At 39.4% G+C, this 16,442-nt stretch carries 16 protein-coding genes and 1 pseudogene; 5 read left to right on the plus strand and 12 right to left on the minus strand.

Annotated features, from left to right (window positions below):
- The 6 genes and pseudogenes from MKL32_RS10295 to MKL32_RS10320 all read right to left on the minus strand — a co-directional run.
- Positions 1-314 (minus strand): annotated as a pseudogene (locus tag MKL32_RS10295) (IS701 family transposase); the annotation flags it as partial.
- 211 nt (positions 315-525) lie between these two features.
- Positions 526-762: an acyl carrier protein gene (gene acpP, locus MKL32_RS10300; protein WP_004655272.1), complete on the minus strand. Its 237-nt coding sequence runs from the start codon at positions 760-762 to the stop codon at positions 526-528.
- An 86-nt stretch (positions 763-848) separates the two neighbouring features.
- Positions 849-1,583, minus strand: a complete 735-nt coding sequence (gene fabG / locus MKL32_RS10305) for a 3-oxoacyl-ACP reductase FabG (protein ID WP_125271934.1) — start codon at positions 1,581-1,583, stop codon at positions 849-851.
- A complete protein-coding gene (gene fabD / locus MKL32_RS10310; protein WP_125271935.1) occupies positions 1,580-2,566 on the minus strand; it encodes an ACP S-malonyltransferase in 987 nt (328 codons plus the stop codon). Before fabD ends, fabG begins: the two co-directional genes overlap by 4 nt.
- A 197-nt stretch (positions 2,567-2,763) precedes the next feature.
- Positions 2,764-2,949 (minus strand): 50S ribosomal protein L32, encoded by a 186-nt coding sequence (rpmF, locus tag MKL32_RS10315; protein ID WP_004638135.1) that lies wholly within the window; start codon positions 2,947-2,949, stop codon positions 2,764-2,766.
- Positions 2,950-3,027: 78 nt separating this feature from the next.
- Positions 3,028-3,588: a YceD family protein gene (locus MKL32_RS10320; protein WP_004960137.1), complete on the minus strand. Its 561-nt coding sequence runs from the start codon at positions 3,586-3,588 to the stop codon at positions 3,028-3,030.
- A gap of 95 nt (positions 3,589-3,683) precedes the next feature.
- Here MKL32_RS10320 and MKL32_RS10325 point away from each other — a divergent pair, with 95 nt between their 5' ends.
- Together MKL32_RS10325 and MKL32_RS10330 are read left to right on the plus strand one after the other, a co-directional pair.
- Positions 3,684-4,346: an elongation factor P hydroxylase gene (locus MKL32_RS10325; protein WP_270900504.1), complete on the plus strand. Its 663-nt coding sequence runs from the start codon at positions 3,684-3,686 to the stop codon at positions 4,344-4,346.
- Between the two features lie 88 nt (positions 4,347-4,434).
- Positions 4,435-5,052: an L-threonylcarbamoyladenylate synthase gene (locus MKL32_RS10330; protein ID WP_204379203.1), complete on the plus strand. Its 618-nt coding sequence runs from the start codon at positions 4,435-4,437 to the stop codon at positions 5,050-5,052.
- Between the two features lie 300 nt (positions 5,053-5,352).
- Here MKL32_RS10330 and MKL32_RS10335 read toward each other — a convergent pair whose 3' ends face one another.
- Positions 5,353-6,066 carry a GNAT family N-acetyltransferase gene (locus MKL32_RS10335; protein ID WP_270900505.1) on the minus strand — a complete coding sequence of 238 codons (714 nt, stop codon included), beginning with the start codon at positions 6,064-6,066 and terminating at the stop codon, positions 5,353-5,355.
- A 238-nt stretch (positions 6,067-6,304) separates the two neighbouring features.
- Here MKL32_RS10335 and MKL32_RS10340 point away from each other — a divergent pair, with 238 nt between their 5' ends.
- Genes MKL32_RS10340 through rluB form a run of 3 tightly spaced genes read left to right on the plus strand, consistent with a single transcriptional unit; the run spans position 6,305 to position 8,678 of the window.
- Complete coding sequence (locus tag MKL32_RS10340) at positions 6,305-7,099, plus strand: segregation and condensation protein A (protein WP_270900506.1); 795 nt, start codon at positions 6,305-6,307, stop codon at positions 7,097-7,099.
- A complete protein-coding gene (gene scpB / locus MKL32_RS10345) occupies positions 7,096-7,695 on the plus strand; it encodes an SMC-Scp complex subunit ScpB (protein ID WP_125271938.1) in 600 nt (199 codons plus the stop codon). The genes MKL32_RS10340 and scpB overlap by 4 nt, the downstream gene beginning before the upstream one ends.
- A gap of 41 nt (positions 7,696-7,736) precedes the next feature.
- Positions 7,737-8,678 (plus strand): 23S rRNA pseudouridine(2605) synthase RluB, encoded by a 942-nt coding sequence (rluB, locus tag MKL32_RS10350; protein WP_004914044.1) that lies wholly within the window; start codon positions 7,737-7,739, stop codon positions 8,676-8,678.
- A gap of 77 nt (positions 8,679-8,755) precedes the next feature.
- On the opposite strand, the gene MKL32_RS10355 is transcribed toward rluB, so the two are convergent.
- From MKL32_RS10355 to MKL32_RS10375, 5 genes are read right to left on the minus strand one after another with little or no spacing between them, the layout of a single operon-like run.
- Positions 8,756-10,477 (minus strand): ABC transporter ATP-binding protein, encoded by a 1,722-nt coding sequence (locus tag MKL32_RS10355; RefSeq protein ID WP_125271939.1) that lies wholly within the window; start codon positions 10,475-10,477, stop codon positions 8,756-8,758.
- A gap of 14 nt (positions 10,478-10,491) precedes the next feature.
- Positions 10,492-11,634, minus strand: coding sequence for an ABC transporter permease (locus tag MKL32_RS10360; RefSeq protein ID WP_270900507.1), 1,143 nt, complete (start codon positions 11,632-11,634; stop codon positions 10,492-10,494).
- Positions 11,635-11,641: 7 nt separating this feature from the next.
- On the minus strand, positions 11,642-12,580 hold the full coding sequence (locus MKL32_RS10365) for an ABC transporter permease (protein ID WP_004914054.1): 939 nt from the start codon (positions 12,578-12,580) through the stop codon (positions 11,642-11,644).
- A gap of 12 nt (positions 12,581-12,592) precedes the next feature.
- Complete coding sequence (locus tag MKL32_RS10370) at positions 12,593-14,608, minus strand: M3 family metallopeptidase (RefSeq protein ID WP_270900508.1); 2,016 nt, start codon at positions 14,606-14,608, stop codon at positions 12,593-12,595.
- Between the two features lie 22 nt (positions 14,609-14,630).
- On the minus strand, positions 14,631-16,442 hold the full coding sequence (locus MKL32_RS10375; protein ID WP_270900509.1) for an ABC transporter substrate-binding protein: 1,812 nt from the start codon (positions 16,440-16,442) through the stop codon (positions 14,631-14,633).

Raw genomic sequence — 16,442 nt, forward strand, 5'->3', positions numbered from 1 at the left:
TTGACGGATCGGTGGTGTTTGCCTGACCAAAAATAGCTAACTAAGTCCATATGTTGACTATATGGTTTATCTAAAACAGTATCATCAATACTGACTATAAGTTTGTTATTATCAATATGTTGAATTGATTCTTGATATAGGTCGTGAGGTGTGTAATCTTCACGCTCTAGAAAGCGATTTACACTATCATGCGAGATATTATAAGTCTCGGCAAGTTGTGTGCAGCTAATAGAGTTCGGTTCTGTCATGAGAAAGCCCATATAAATGGGTAGAGTACAAGTTGCTGTAGAAGCATGTTTAATTCGTCTGATCACAGATACTTTATAAAGTATTTTAGTACTTTTTTGAATCCGTCAATGCGTAAGTCCTACATTATTTTAAATAGCATAAAATTTATACACTCAAATAAATTATTTTCATATTTATAGTTTATTTTTTTGTAAGATATTTTTACATCTATTCATATGAAAAGTTGAACATATAAAAAAGCCACCGAAAAAGGTGGCTTTTAATCATGTGATATGATTAACCAAGTTTCTTAGTTACATAATCAATTGCAGATTGAACTGTAGTGATTTCATTTGAATCTTCATCTGGAATCGTGATGTCAAAATCATTTTCAAAAGACATTACAAGTTCAACCAAATCTAAAGAGTCAGCACCTAAGTCATCCATGAAAGATGCTTCGTTTTTAATCTCTTCAGCACGCATACCTAATTGTTCAGCTACTGCTTGTTTGATGCGTTGTTCGATATCGCTCACAGGAATTCTCCTCATTGCTTGTGGCGTTTTAATTTGCCACTAGTTTAATTGAATATAAAATTTTTTAAAAGTTTATACATCGCCAGTTAGGCCATGTATAAACCACCATTTACGTGTAAAACTGTACCAGTAATGTAACTAGCTTTATCGCTTGCAAGGAAACTCACTGCATGCGCAATATCTTGAGGCTCACCTAGACGATTTAAAGCTACTTGATCAGTCATTTTTTTACGAACATCTTCGCTTAACTGATCAGTCATTTCAGTCGCGATGAATCCAGGTGCAACACTATTTACAGTAATCTGACGGCTGCCCATCTCTTTAGCTAAACTACGACTGAATGCTTCAATCCCTGCTTTTGCTGCTGAGTAGTTGGCTTGGCCTGGATTTGCAAAATGTGCAACCACTGAACTAATGTTAATAATTCGACCAAAACGTGCTTTAGTCATACCTTTCAAAACACGCTTCGAGAGACGGTAAACAGCTTTGAGATGAATATTGAGAATATCGTCCCAATCATCTTCAGACATACGAAGTAACAAATTATCTTTCGTAATCCCAGCATTGTTCACTAGAACTAAGACAGAACCGTATTTTTGCTCGATATCTGTTACCAGTGCATCAATCGCTTCACCATTTCGAACGTCAAGTACAGCACCCGCACCGTTCTCAGCAAAGCTTTCTGTCAGTTTTTGCGCGCCTGATTCAGAAGTCGCGGTGCCAACTACAAAAAAACCGTCTTGAATGAGCTGCTGTGCAATTGCTGCGCCAATGCCTCGGCTAGCTCCTGTCACTAACGCAACTTTTCGTTGTTGTGTCATGCAATTTTTCCTTCTGCCACTAATACTGCGTTTAGGGCATCTTCCATACGTGCTTTGCTATCAATCGCAAATGCTTTTTCTATGTTCGGTAATCGCTTCGCAAGATTACTCAGTACAGTCCCAGGTCCACATTCGACCACATACTGAATACCTTGATCTTGCAGATATTTCATGGTACGAGTCCATTGCACTGACTCATACAACTGAGCCGTTAATGCCTGACGCAATTGAGCAACATCTGTCGCAATTTCCGCGTTGACATTTTGTATTACAGGAAGGCGTGGTAGCTCAATGGCAGTTTGTTCCAAAGCTTCAGCAAACTGTTCTGCTGCTGGCTTCATTAATGAGCAATGTGAAGGCACAGATACTGGTAGCGCAATGGCTTTGCCTGATTGCTCCTTTGCAGCAGCGATAACCTGTTGGACTAAAGTCGCAGTTCCTGCAATCACAACTTGACCTTGCGCATTGTAATTGGCAGCTTCAACCGAACCCTCGCCATTTGCTGTCGCAGCTTGGCAAAGCTCAACCACTTTCTGATCATCAAGACCTAGAATTGCAGCCATAGCACCTGCTCCTTGAGGAACTGCATTTTGCATGAGTTTCCCACGCAAATTCACTAGTTTTACAGCATCTCCCAATGTCATCGCTTCCGCAGCAACTAAAGCACTGTATTCACCTAGAGAGTGTCCTGCCAAGTATTTTGGTACTACACCACCTAACTCCAACCATACGCGCCATAACGCGATACTAGCGGTTAATAAAACAGGTTGTGTATTTTCAGTTTGATCTAAACCTTCTCCGCTTTGCGCGATATGCCATAAATCAAAACCTAATGCATTTGATGCTTCATCAAAGGTTTCTTTGATCACACCAAACTGCTCAGCAAGTTCAGCCAGCATACCTACTTTTTGCGAGCCTTGACCTGGGAATACAAATGCGGTTTTTGTTGCTTGAGCTGCCTGCTCAAGTCGTTTAGTCGACATATAAAAATCCTTAAAATGGTCTATTGCCAGTTTCATCATTTCTCATGATTCTACATGAGAATAGCAGCAGACTTTTTCTCGATGCGGAAATTTAACATTGATTAAATCGTTTTATAATTGCGAAAAACAACAAAAAAGGGAGCTTTCGCTCCCATTTTTTCTATACTTTAAGCTAACGCTTAATGCATATGATTCAATTATTCAGCATCAGCTGCTTTAGCGAATAATTGACGACCACGGTAAATACCGTCTTTAGTCACGTGGTGACGACGATGAGTTTCACCAGTAGTTTGGTCTACAGATAATGCATTCTCGGTTAAAGCGTCATGTGAACGGCGCATGTCACGGCGAGAGCGACTTTTACGGTTTTGCTGAACGGCCATGATGGCTCCTTACAAAGATCGAAAAATGGATCAGAACAAATTCAGTTGTCTTAACTCAACATGATAACACAAATTGTGTTATGAGTTAAGTTTGCCTTTCAAACTTGCCAAAACATCAAACGGATTATCCCGCTTTTCTTCGACAACGTCCTGAAGGGCAGGTTGATGTTTATGCTCACAAACACCATGTTTGGGAGACAAAGGCATCAACAATAACAATTCATCTTCTAGCAATGCGAATAAATCAATCGAAGCAGGTGTATCAATACTCCCTTTTTTCGACGATTCACTTTCACCTAAAACGATGAAATCAGCATCCTCATCCAATCGCTCTATCAGTAACTCATCATCAATTAAAGCTAAATGAAATTCTGAGACTAATTCAATTTCAACAGATCCCAAACAACGTTGGCATTCCATTGGAACTTTAGTATCAATATGTCCATCTAACCATACAATACGATGATAGGCATCCATTGATAGCTTACAGTCTATGTTGATCAATTGATCACCAATTGAACCAACAGCTTCTCGAGCAATACGAGCAAAGCGAGACAATGGCAGTATTCCTGACCATGTATAGCCCTGTTCAGCCCATTTAAATGGCTCGATTTGGCTTGGAAAAGTATTTGCTGACATAATTAAGGCGGCAATTCTACAAATTCATCGGTACTCTGTCAAAGATTAAGATACAATTTTGCACTTCTTTAGACAGAACTCGTGGTAACACAGCAATGTATCTGTTGCAGCCGCAACTTGAAGTAACAACTTCATCACTTGTTAGCCCCCATTCAATCACTGCTCCTATGTTAACACCAGATCAAGTGCAACGCTCATCTTGGCAAACGTTAACAACAGAACCAGAACAGGTTGATTGGCTTATTTTACACTTTAATCACTGGTTTTCCCACCATAATGTCACGCTTGTTAAAGGTGATTTTGAACCAGAATATTTCCCAGCGACAGATCAGCTACCTGCACGAATCCAATTTGCTCATGGTTTTTTTAATAGTGCCTTACATGAAATTAGTCATTGGACGATTTCAGGGGAACAACGTAGAAAGTTACCTGATCTAGGTTATTGGTATGCACCTGATGGTCGAACTGCGGAACAGCAAGCGCTTTTTGAACAAGTAGAAATCAAACCCCAAGCGATTGAATGGTTATTTGCAACTGCATTTGGTCGAAAGTTTCGTGTCTCTTTAGATAACTTAACTGGCGAAGGTGGTGATGGTGCTTTGTTTAAAGACAATGTTTTTAATCAAGTAAAACGCTTTTTTTCAGGTGAGTCTAAATTACCTCGTGATGCTGCACACTTCATTTATTATATCTGCTTGTGTACGCGTAATGGACGAGCATTACAACTTGATGAATTTAAACGTGAATCGCTTGATTGATTGACAAAATTCTCACATCTGAGACTTGCATCCGCCCCTTAACACGTTTCATACTTAATTCAGCCATAAAGATCAGGGAGTTATAATAATGTTGCACTTACATATTCATCCTGAAAATCCACAGGCACGCTTAATCACTCAAGCTGTAGATCGCATACGGGCAGGTGATGTGGTTGTTTATCCAACTGATGCTGCTTATGCAATTGGTTGCCAAATTGGAAATAAAAATGCCATGGAGCGAATTGCACAGATTCGCGGTCTAGGTCCAAAACATCAATATGCGATTATGTGTTGTGATCTATCAGATATTGCAACCTATGCAAAAGTTGATAATGCAATGTATCGACTGCTTAAAAATAATACGCCTGCTGTAACCACCTTTATTTTGCCTGCAACCAGCGAAGTTCCAAAACGTTTGATGCATCCTAAGAAAAAAACCATTGGTTTGCGTATTCCTAGCAATCCTATCGCACAAGCGTTGCTAAAAGAGCTCGGCGAACCACTACTCACAAGCACCCTGATTCTTCCTGATCAAACAGAACCACTAGATGATCCTTATGATATTGAAAATCAACTCGGTAAACGCATAGATGTATTTATTGATGGTGGTTTCGGTACTTTATCTACCACTAGTATCGTGGATTTATCTGGAGAAAACCCAGAGATCGTACGTCGTGGGGTTGGAAATGTAAGTGCGTTTGAATAATAAAGATATAGCAAATGCATCTATTTCAAATGTTAGTGAACATTTATGATTATGCTGATGACCAGACAATCTATGTCATTGAACCTTGGCTTTTAGAACCTATCTATCACCCTTGAACTCAAAGAACCCAAAGAAGGGCTTATACAAATTAAACATGACAATAAGGTTTTGAATATTTTTTAGAAGTTAAGATTGTAAAAGACATATTTGAAGATTTAGAGAATCTAAACTTGTGTATTCGATCTCAATGTCAATCAATTATCGAATACGCAATTTTTGATGCTTAATGTCTAAATTGAATCATATAAAATCTGATAACCGCTTTTTCTGAATACCTTTTGCATCAAAATTTTCTGGACTTAACCATTGTTGATAAGCTGGCTCTAAATCTGACCACTCTTCATCAATAATTGAAAACCACGCCGTATTGCGATTTCTTCCTTTCACAATTCGATCTTGTCTAAATAAACCTTCATATTGAAACCCGAAACGCAATGCAGCTGCTTTAGAAGGTTGATTACAATCATCACATTTCCACTCAATGCGTCGAAATCTTTGCTTAAAACATTGTTGTAATAATAGAAAAATAGCTTCTGTAGCAGCCCTCGACTTTTTCATTTTATGAGAGAAATAAACATTGCCGATTTCTATCGCACCGTTGTCGAGTCTAGGATTAAGCAGAGCAATCCATCCACAAATTTCACCCTCAATTTCAATTAGAAAATGTGTTGAGCCTTTAAAATTAAATGAATTTTTTAGTGATTCCGTAAGTACAGTTAAATTCAATGGTGCGGCATACGGCAAATAGGTCCAACAACTTTCATCTGGTTCTGTTGCGACACAATTCCAAATTTGGGAAAAAGCTCGATTTGAAACTTCAGAATTGATATCAATTAAATTGACATAATTCCCCTCAATATTTCCACGCACTAGTTCACAAGGCTTAAAGTGCTCAACTGAAAAACTGGTGAGCTGTCCAAATTTGTTTTCTTGTGTTTCTTGATATCTGTACATAAAAAAATGCCAATTTTTTATAATGCGAAGACAATTTAACCATAAAATTCATCTATGGACTGCATACGATGCCATAAGCATAGAAAATACCCTGAGAAACTTAAGGTTTTTGTAAGTGAGCAATTTATTAAATTAGGTAATTCGATTAGAATAGCTGAACTTGTTGTGACATGTGAATTTGCATGTGTCCGCACTTTCTCTTTCATGCTTTTGAAAATTCGCGTGGCTTATAACGGTAATGAATCAAATCCTTTCTTCTACATTGGAGACTTCTCCTTCCATTCGTGTGCTTGACGAATGGCAAGAAGCTATACCTGAAGATTTGTATATTCCCCCTGCTGCATTTGAAATTTTACTTGAGCAATTTGAGGGTCCTCTAGATTTCCTCATCTATTTAATCCAGAAAAATGGATTTGATCTTTTACAATTGGATATTTCCCCAATCGCTACCCAATATCTGTCTTATATGGATAGCATGAAATCGCTCAATATCGAACTCACCGCAGACTATATGGTGATGGCTGCATTACTCGCCGATTTGAAATCTCGTTTGTTACTTCCAAAACCTGTTGCTGTAGATCAATTTGAAAAAGATCCAAAACAAGAACTTATTGATCGACTTGAAACGTATTTAAGAATCAAACAAGCGGCTGAAAAATTAGGGCAAATGCCAATTTTTGAGCGAGATACTTTTAGTACAAACGTAAGCATAGGTCATATTGCCCCGATTTATGAAGGTTATGATGTAGATGCATTACGTGATGCTTTGTTTTGCGTATTCAATCGTCCTGAACCCGTTAAACATGTTGTTGCACAAGAACCTATATTGTTAGAAGAGCGAATCGCCTTCATCGAAAGTCAACTTGCAACTGGTTTGAGCTTGAGTTTTATTGAGCTGTTAAATCCCAAACAAGGTCGTATGGGAATGGTTGTAACATTTATGGCTGTTCTAGAACTCACGAGACAACAAAAAATTCAAATTATTCATTCTGGTATCGAGGCTCCATTAACTATTCAAGGAGTATCAGCATGAGTTTAGAACAATTCGATTCGCATGAAGGCATGTCTCTTGAAGATATCCATCATGATGTTTTGTTGCAAATTGAGGCTATTTTATTTGCCAGTGACTCCCCAGTTTCACTAGCACGACTAAAAGAAGCATTTCAAAACCAATATAATAAGCAACAATTACGTACTTTTCTGCAACAGCTTGCAATGTTGCAGCATGGTCGATCTATTGAATTAATTGAAACGGCACAGGGCTTTCGTTTTCAAGTCCGTGCAAAATATCGAAATATTATCGCGCAAGTTTGGCCTGAGCGTCCGACGAAACTTTCTCCTTCTTTACTCGAAACGGTTGCAGTGATTGCTTATCATCAACCTGTAACACGTGCTGATATTGAACAAATTCGTGGTGTTTCAAACAATAACCAAAACTTGAGAACGCTTTTTGACTGGAACTGGATTAAAGAATCTGGTTTTAGAGATTTACCTGGAAGACCCGCGTTGTTAGTTACAACGCCTCAATTTTTAAATGCTTTTGGTCTAGCTTCGCTAGGTCAATTGCCTCCCCTACAGAACGCCAAGGAAGCATTCATGGCTCTCGATGCACATGCGCCGAAGTCTTGAGAAGGTGAACTGTTGATCATTATGTCTAAGGTTGTGCTGTCATGAGTGAAAAATTACAAAAGGTACTGGCGAGAGTGGGGTTAGGCTCACGTCGTTATATGGAAGAAGTTATTGCTGCTGGTCGTGTCAGCATCAATGGTAAAATCGCCCAAGTGGGTGAACGTATTGAACCGACTGATGAACTCCGTATCGATGGTCGTAAAGTACAATTCCAGATTGAAGACGAAATACGTCGTCGTGTATTGATCTACTACAAGCCTGAAGGTGAGATTTGCTCACGCAATGATCCTGAGAAACGCCCTACTGTATTTGATCACTTACCCCAAATCGCCAATGATCGTTGGGTAATGGTGGGTCGTCTTGATATCAACAGTACTGGTTTATTGATTTTTACAAATGATGGCGAGCTTGCTAACCGCTTAATGCACCCTTCAAATGAAGTAGAACGTGAATATGCTGTTCGTGTTATGGGTGAAGTCACTCCGCAAATCCGTAACAATATGCTCAAGGGCGTTGAACTTGAAGATGGTCCTGCTAAGTTTGAATCTTTCTCTGAAATTGGTGGCGATGGGATTAACCGTTGGTATCAAGTCGTTGTGAAAGAAGGTCGTAATCGTGAAGTACGTCGTATCTTTGAATCACAAGGTTTAAAAGTAAGTCGTCTACTCCGTACTCGTTACGGTACAGTTATTTTGCCACGTGAATTACGCACAGGTCGCTGGATGGAACTCGATAAAGCTGATATCGATAACTTAGCGAAATCAGTTGAATTAAAACCTCGTCAAGGTACAGGCTTATTCGGTATGGCAAAACGTCGTACTGAACGTATGAGTGAAAAACCAATGGCGGCGCGTCGTGGAGGTTATTTACGTCAACAACGTCGTGATGATGAACAACCAGAACAACAACGCCCAAATACCAATAATAACGGCAACAGTGGACGTAAAACCATTGGCCTGAATAAAGGTTTTAAAAAGTTCTAATTGCTCAGCAATGGAAATAAAAAACGCTCAAATTTGAGCGTTTTTTATTGGACTTAGATATGAAAATCAAAAACTAGCTAGGCAATACCTTGTGGAATTGCTTTTAATAATTTTTGGGTATATTCATGTTGAGGATTCAAATAGAGCTCATCTGAATTTGCAATTTCAACCACTTCCCCATGATTCATGACCATTACTTGATCTGAAATATATTTCACCACAGATAAATCATGAGAAATAAAAATATAACTCAAACCAAACTCATCCTGTAAATCCTGAAGCAAGTTTAATACCTGAGCCTGTACAGACACATCAAGCGCTGAAACTGACTCATCACAGATCAAAATCTCAGGTTTTAAAGTTAAGCAACGTGCAATCGCAATCCGTTGACGCTGCCCCCCTGAAAACTCATGTGGATAACGATCATATGCTTCAACAGGTAGGCTAACACGCTCCAAAAGCTCTAGTGCAATTTTTTTACGCTCTTGATCATTTTGACCGATTGCATGAATACGCATCGGTTCAAGTAAAATCTGCCCAATGGTAAACCGAGGATTTAATGATGCGTAAGGATTTTGGAAAATGATCTGAATTTTACGTTGATAGAGGGCAAATTCCTTCTCTGACATCGCAAGAATATCTTTACCATCTATAAAGGCCTGACCACCAGTTGCTTCATGCAATCGCATAAGTAACAAACCAATTGTCGTTTTCCCAGATCCAGACTCACCCACCAAACCCAATGTTTTGCCCTTAGCCAGTTTAAAAGAAACGTCTTTCACCGCCTGAAACTCATCACGTCCCCATAATCCTTTACGACTATAAAATGATTTTTTGAGATTTTGTACATCCAAGATAATCGGCTCATCACCTGTTAAGCCACGACTACGTTCTTGCAGATGAGACGTTGACAGATTAATGGCTTCGATAAGCTGACCATTTTCTTGTTTCATAAAGTCACTGGTCACAGGTAAACGATATGGACGTGAAGATAGTTGTGGACGACAATGCAACAATGCTCGCGTATAGACATCATTCGGTTGTTCTAAAACTTGTTGAGCATCTCCACTTTCACGAATTTCACCATGACGCATTACAATCACTTCATCGGCAATTTCACCGACCAATGCCAAATCATGGGTAATAAACAACATTGACATTTCACGACGCTGACGCAAAGACTCCAACAAATCAATAATTTGTTTTTGAATAGTGACATCTAGTGCAGTAGTCGGCTCATCCGCAATCAGTAGTTTCGGTTCACAAGCGATCGCCATCGCAATCATCACACGTTGTTGTTGACCACCAGATAATTGACTTGGATAAGCATCGATCTTGGTATCGGGGGATGGAATACCGACTTCTTTCAATAATTCTAAAACACGTGCACGAGCTTGTTTACGCCCCATACCCAAGTGGATACGCAAAACCTCTGCAATTTGATCACCAACGGTAAATACAGGATTTAATGACGACATTGGTTCTTGGAAAATCATCGCAATATCTTTTCCACAAATATTACGTAGCTCTGCAACAGATAGATTAAGTAAGTCTTTATCTTCAAAACGGATTTGGCTCTGTTCTGAAATTTGACTTTGTCCTTTCGGTAACAATCCCATAACTGCCAATGAAGTGACTGATTTACCACTTCCCGACTCTCCAACTAAGGCAACTGTTTTATTCTTTGGGATATTAAACGAAATCCCTTTAACAGTTTTAATCCATTGCTTACTCTCGGATTTAAAACTCACCTCAAGATTTTCAACTTTTAATAACGGTGATTCATTTATTGTTGTCATCGCATCTCACTCCGCTATTTCAGTTTTGGATCTAGTGCATCACGTAATGCATCAGTAAACATAGAAAATGCTGTCACTAACACCGCCATCGCAATCGATGCGGCAGCCAATTGCCACCATTTACCTAAAATCAATTCGGTTTGCGCCTCATTCAACATACTGCCCCATGACACAACACCGACAGGAACGCCAAAGCCGAGGAAGCTTAAGATCACTTCTGACTTGATAAACGCTACCACTAGAATTGAAATCTGAACCAACGCGATATGACTCACGTTCGGGAAAATATGCACAAACATACGGCGGAAATGGCTGACCCCAATTGCTTTGGCAGCAAGTACATATTCACGAGATTTATGCTTCATATATTCAGCACGAATCAAACGGAACACTCCTGTCCAGCCTGTTAAACCTAGAATTAATACAATCGAAAGAATACCTTTCTGCTGCAAAACTGCTGCAACAGCCAAAACCAATAATAGATAAGGTATTGAAGTAAAGATGTTATAGAACCAATTGAGCACATCATCTACCCAACCACCAAAATATCCCGCGATTGCACCAAGAAATGTCCCAATTACAACAGCTAAAAGTGCTGATAGTAATCCTACAAGAATCGAAGTTTCTGCGCCTTTAATCGTTTTAAGGAGAACATCTTGCCCCCATTTATCTGCACCGAATGCCAAAGTTGATTTCAGCTCTTGCTTTTGATCAAGTAACTCGCCTCCAAGTTGCTGATTGATTGCTTGCATATCCGATGCCAATGGATCGGTTACACCGTAGTAATCAATGGCTCCATAGCCTGAGGTTTGTTGTGCTGTTTGAGTATTTAATTCCCGTAAAATATCTTTTAAAGGATCGACTGGATTTTCAGGTAGAACTTCCACTTGCTTGGCGACTGGACTCAGAGGCGAATCTTCAGTATCAGCGCCCATAAAGGTTGGCGGCGCGTAACTGACTGCGACCTCTTTGTTCCAATCCGAGGCGATTACGCCTGTAACAGATAATAGCAACACAATGAAATAGGCGAATACGATGAATAAGGATGCCATAGCAATACGATCTGCTTTTAATCGTTGTACTGCCAAACGCCATAATCCTGAAGATGCGGTGTTAGTCTGAACTTGCTCTTTTCGTTTTGATAATACACTCAGCATAGTTCACCTACTTCAACTCTACACGCGGATCGATTAATTTATAAATCAGATCAGCAATTAAGTTAAAAAACATGGTTGCAGCGGCGACGTATACCGTAATCGCTTTAATCACAGGAAAATCACTTCGCTCAACGGCAATAATGACTTCTCGACCGATCCCCGGAATACCAAAAAAGCGTTCGATCAAAAAGGCACCAATTAACAAAGCGGGTAAAGTTGCCATCACATCCGTCACAATCGGAATCGAAGCATTGCGTAAAACATGCACGCCATAGACACGTCGTTCACTCACCCCTTTAGCGCGTGCCGTGCGCACATAGTCCTGATTCACCTCATCCAAAATAAAGCTACGATACAGTCTTAACGTTGGGGCGATACTTACCACCAACATGATAAGAACAGGTAATAATGCATATTTGAATAGATTTTCACTGAAGCTATCGCTCCAGCCTTGAACTGGAAACCAACCAAGCTGATAAGCAAAGAAGTATTGAAAAATAATGATATAAACCAAAATACTAATCGACATTCCAATCGTGCAAAGCATCATTACCATACGATCAGTCAAACTTCCTCGCACTGAGGCAACAGCCAACGCCAAAATGATCGAAATAACGGTTTGTAAAATCGTCAATGGAATCAAAATCGTTAAAGATGGTCCTAAACGCGTACTTATAATTTGCGAGACCGATTCACCTGTACTCCAACTCACACCATAATCGAAGCTTAGAATCTGCTTGATAAAGATCCAAAGTTGAACGTAATAAGGCTGATCGACGCCTAACTGTTGTCGGATATTTTCTATTTGCTCAGGATTCGACATTTTTCCTGCCAAGATATATGCAGGATCTCCCCCCACCCAATTGAATAAGAAAAAAATCAGCAGCACGACCCCGAGCATCGTTGGGATCATCTGCCATATACGGCGTATGATATATGCCAGCATAAAGATGCTCCCTTATTTCACTCGTTGACCTGTAATTTCATCAAAAAATGCTTTGTTGTTCGGTTTACGTCCGAGGAAATCTTCGACTAACTTTTCTGCTGGTTTTTGGCTACCTTGAGATAAAATTGTTTGTCGATAATGCTGACCAACTTTTGGATTATTTAAGTTATCGCCAAATGCCGACAACATATCCAAAGCCATAACCTCAGACCACATATATCCGTAATAACCTACTTGATAACCATTCATGATGTGATTGAACTGTCCAGGGAACTCAGTTGTTGGTACGTACCCAAGTGCTGTAGCATTTTCCATTTTCTTCCACACATCCAATGGCTGTACCTTCAAAGCATCCGTTCCATGCAATGCCATATCATACTGGGCGTATAAAGTTTGACGTGCATAATGCAAACCACGACCGTAACTATGTACAGCAGCTAGCTTTTTAATTAATGCATCATCAACTCGTGGGCAGGCAGGTTGACAATAATCTGCAAGTTTAGAAAGTGTCTCTTTTCGTCTTGCCCATTCTTCATACATCTGAGAAGGTGCTTCTACAAAATCTCGCTCAACGGTAGTGCCCGTTTGTGATGAATATCGAGTGTTGGAAAGGATGCCATGTAAAGCATGTCCAAACTCATGTACAAAAGTTTCTAACTCATCACTGGTCAATCCTTGACGGTTAAAGTTAGTCACTAAAGCTGAAATAGGTTTACGATCAGTTAATGTACTTCGCCCATAAACACTCCACACAGCAGCATGACCATATTTCCCTTCACGTGGGAATTTGTCCATGTATAGTCCGCCCAGCAATTTTCCAGTTTTGGTATCCGTTACATCGTAATATTCAACTTCATCTTGCCAAGCAGGCACTTTTACAGGTTTAAACTCGATACCATATAAATTAGATGAAATCGCAAATAACCAATCTTGTGCTGCTTGAGTTGGAAAATATTCACGCAGTTTTTCTTGATCTACTTGATATTTAGCTTTGCGTAACTTTTCACTCCAGTATGCTTCACTCCAACGTTCGATTTTGGCTTGCTCAAGTGGAATATTTAATGTTTGAGCTTTAAATGCTTGTAAGGTTTGTACTTCTTTTTGTTCTAAAGGCGAAACTGTTGCATGAATATCTGCCAGAAAGGTATTCACTGCCTCAGGTGTTTTTGCCATGCGTTTTTGTAAAACCCATTCAGCATAACTTGATTTTCCAAACAGTTTTGCAAGTTCATATCTCAAATCGACAGCTTGTTTTAATAAATTCAGATTCTTTTCACCACCACGGCGTGTAAATGCGACTTGATAACGCTTTCGTGCCTCGTCATTTTCTGCAAGCTCCATAAATGGACGATATTCTGGATATTCAAATCCTAGTAAATAACTTCCTTTTTCATTTTTCTTTAAAGCATCAATATAGCTTTGTGGTAAACCTTTTAACTCAGCAGCAGTAAATTCTAGCTTCTGCTTATTATCACGAACGTTCCGACTATATTCCTGCTCTATTTTAGTGAGTTGATCCAATATTTCTTTTAAACGCTGCTGTTTATCAACAGGGAGTTGTATCCCTTTTTCTTCAAAATCTTTCAAGATATCAGCTTGAAACTTTTGATCGATAGGATCAGTAGATTTAATTTTTTTAAATTGTTGATAAAGCTTTGAGTTTTGCAAAATTTCAGTTTGAAACTGACTAATTTTAACCTCACAATCTTCTGCAGCTTTGCGAACTGCTTCATCAGGATCTACGTTGCTATATAAACCGATTGGACCGTAAAAATCCTCAAAAGAAGCAAGAATCGCATCCCATTTTGCCAATATTGGAGCGGCTGGCGTATCTTGAGCGAGTTGAAGAGCTTCTAAGGACGTAAGCTGCTTTTTAACATCGTTAATTTTGGCGTCACATAATGCTGGTATATCTTTTGACTGAAATAACGGTAAGGTTTGTCGAGTCAAGTTATCTGCCGATGAAAATTGATTAACTCCCATCGTGAGTAGGCAGAAGGTGGTGAGTTTTAAATTGTAATGTTTCATTGTTACTCCAGTTCTTTAAATTTTATTTCTTCATATCAATATCGATGTACATCCACTCCGCAGGAAGTATTGGATGCTTTTTAAAACCAATCACTCGAGGCTGCGCCAGAATATTTCGGTAACGAGCACCGATCACTTGTACAGGCATATAAACCTCTAAAATACGTGACATTTTTCTGTATATGGCATCGCGCTCTGGACCTGGCACCATGTTTTGAGTTTGTTCATAAAGACGATCAAATTCAGGAATTTTGATACAAGCATTGTTCGTTACATTGATATTTTTGCCATAAAACAACTGCATAAAATTATCGGCATCAGGATAATCTGCGATCCAAGCTGAAGCTTTGAACATGGTTTTACATTGCTTTTCCAACTTCAAGGCTTCTGAAAATGGGAGAGATTGTGTGGTCATCTGTATCTTGAGACCATCAAGGATTTTCTTCCAGAATTCAGCTTGTTGTTGACTACGTAAACTACTACCACTAACAGTCATCTCTATGACCAAAGGCTTACCATTTGGCAAGGTTCTCCAACCATTTGTACCAACTTTGTACTGATAACGATCTAATAATAGATTGGCTGCTTTGACTGAATAAGGAATACTTGATCTGTAATTTGGGTCATAACCAACAACACCTTCTGGGATTGGTGCTTGTAATTTTTTAGCATCACCTTTTTGCAAGATATTGATGTAGTTATCTGCAGAAAATGCCATCGCAATCGCACGGCGTAAGGCTATTTTTTCTTTGCTTAATCCCCCAACAACAGGGTTTTGCATGTTCCAATAATGATAGTCAAGTGATGGATCAACTATGCGAGATAATTGCACACCTCTTTTCACCAATTCAGGTTTTAACTTTCCATTTTGTAAAGCTTGTACAGTCAATTCACCATCAAGTTGAAATAAGTCAACCTCATCTTTACTGAATGACAACCAGCGGGATTGCCCTTCTTCCATCACTTGTATGTCAATCACACCAATCTGAGGCATTTTTTTGCCTTGCATCGCTTTTACAATTTTTTGGTCTTCAGGGGAACTCGCTTTAAAATTCCATACAAAACTACGAAAATCAGGATTGGCTTTTAAAATAATTCTTGAACCTGGTGTCCAGCGAGATAGCATATAAGGTCCTGTACCCACAGGATGACCCATCGCAAACCCAGCTTTGTTTCTATATTTTTCGATCACTTCTCTTGCCACAGCACCTGCTGGTTGATGTGCAAGTAACATTGGAAAGTTTTGGTCTGGTCGAGTTAGACGGATAACCAATGTGTATCGGTCTGGCGTTTGTAATCCCACAATCGGTTGGTCGTAATTGAATTTTCCATTCTTTTGCGCTTGCTTCTGTAACGCATCCATTCCAACAATACGTCCATCCAGTAACCAACTGTTCGGTGAATGTAGATTCGGGTCCAAGAGTCGTTTAAAGGTATACGCATAGTCAAAAGACGTGAGTTCACGTTTTTTTCCTTTAAAAGCAGGATCATTGGCAAAATAAATCCCTTTTTGCAAACGGATGGTATACGTCAAACCATCTGCACTAATCTCAGGTAATGCGACTGCCGTGCGAGGGACTAACTTTGCTGGCGATGCTAAATAATCATATGTATATAAAGTCTCGAAAATCGAACCATTCACGTGTGCAGAATACAAATCATGTACACCTGCAGGATCAAAACCTGTTTCAGCGACTGGAAAGACATAACGCAATACTTTATTTGGATCAGCTGGACTTTTAGCAAATGTCAAAGTTGTTGTAGAACTCGCTATAAGCCCAACACAAAGCGCCAAACTGTAGGATTTCAATGGAAGTTTATAATTTTGCTTCAT

This window comes from Acinetobacter sp. AOR34_HL (assembly GCF_027854795.1).
GTDB lineage: Bacteria > Pseudomonadota > Gammaproteobacteria > Pseudomonadales > Moraxellaceae > Acinetobacter > Acinetobacter junii.

Excerpts from the sequence above, each read along its gene's own strand:
- fabG (WP_125271934.1), bottom strand. The coding sequence starts at position 1,583 with ATGACACAACAACGAAAAGTTGCGTTAGTGACAGGAGCTAGCCGAGGC.
- fabD (WP_125271935.1), bottom strand. The coding sequence starts at position 2,566 with ATGTCGACTAAACGACTTGAGCAGGCAGCTCAAGCAACAAAAACCGCA.
- rpmF (WP_004638135.1), bottom strand. The coding sequence starts at position 2,949 with ATGGCCGTTCAGCAAAACCGTAAAAGTCGCTCTCGCCGTGACATGCGC.
- MKL32_RS10320 (WP_004960137.1), bottom strand. The coding sequence starts at position 3,588 with ATGTCAGCAAATACTTTTCCAAGCCAAATCGAGCCATTTAAATGGGCT.
- MKL32_RS10325 (WP_270900504.1), top strand. The coding sequence starts at position 3,684 with ATGTATCTGTTGCAGCCGCAACTTGAAGTAACAACTTCATCACTTGTT.
- MKL32_RS10330 (WP_204379203.1), top strand. The coding sequence starts at position 4,435 with ATGTTGCACTTACATATTCATCCTGAAAATCCACAGGCACGCTTAATC.
- MKL32_RS10335 (WP_270900505.1), bottom strand. The coding sequence starts at position 6,066 with ATGTACAGATATCAAGAAACACAAGAAAACAAATTTGGACAGCTCACC.
- MKL32_RS10340 (WP_270900506.1), top strand. The coding sequence starts at position 6,305 with ATGAATCAAATCCTTTCTTCTACATTGGAGACTTCTCCTTCCATTCGT.
- scpB (WP_125271938.1), top strand. The coding sequence starts at position 7,096 with ATGAGTTTAGAACAATTCGATTCGCATGAAGGCATGTCTCTTGAAGAT.
- rluB (WP_004914044.1), top strand. The coding sequence starts at position 7,737 with ATGAGTGAAAAATTACAAAAGGTACTGGCGAGAGTGGGGTTAGGCTCA.
- MKL32_RS10355 (WP_125271939.1), bottom strand. The coding sequence starts at position 10,477 with ATGACAACAATAAATGAATCACCGTTATTAAAAGTTGAAAATCTTGAG.
- MKL32_RS10360 (WP_270900507.1), bottom strand. The coding sequence starts at position 11,634 with ATGCTGAGTGTATTATCAAAACGAAAAGAGCAAGTTCAGACTAACACC.
- MKL32_RS10365 (WP_004914054.1), bottom strand. The coding sequence starts at position 12,580 with ATGCTGGCATATATCATACGCCGTATATGGCAGATGATCCCAACGATG.
- MKL32_RS10370 (WP_270900508.1), bottom strand. The coding sequence starts at position 14,608 with ATGAAACATTACAATTTAAAACTCACCACCTTCTGCCTACTCACGATG.
- MKL32_RS10375 (WP_270900509.1), bottom strand. The coding sequence starts at position 16,442 with ATGAAGCAAAATTATAAACTTCCATTGAAATCCTACAGTTTGGCGCTT.